1 pseudogene is annotated in these 250 nt (G+C 40.0%); it reads left to right on the top strand.

The annotated features are described in order from the left end of the window. Window positions 1–46: 46 nt before the first annotated feature. Window positions 47–250: pseudogene (locus C7H79_RS18260) on the top strand (hypothetical protein); the annotation flags it as partial.

The following is a 250-nucleotide window of genomic DNA, read 5'->3' as shown; positions in this document are numbered from 1 at the left end:
GGTGGGTCAGGCTCCGGTACTGGCATTATTGGGGAGTCTACATACTTTGAAAAAAGTAGACTGGGATTCAACCTTGATTAAGAGAGAACCCTATGTTGCGGAAATTATTACAACGAAAGGAAATAATATAAAAACTTTTCCGCAGATATGGATCGATCGTACCTGCAATGCACGGCATCGTCTAATTTCATCAGATCAACCAGAGGCGGTCAAGTTACTTAATATTGATCTATTTGCTTTATTGAATGCG

The organism is Nitrosomonas supralitoralis, from assembly GCF_003011925.2.
In the GTDB taxonomy this organism is placed as follows: domain Bacteria; phylum Pseudomonadota; class Gammaproteobacteria; order Burkholderiales; family Nitrosomonadaceae; genus Nitrosomonas; species Nitrosomonas supralitoralis.
Note: the sequence above shows the minus strand (reverse complement) of the source record. Positions and strands in the feature narration are given on the sequence as shown.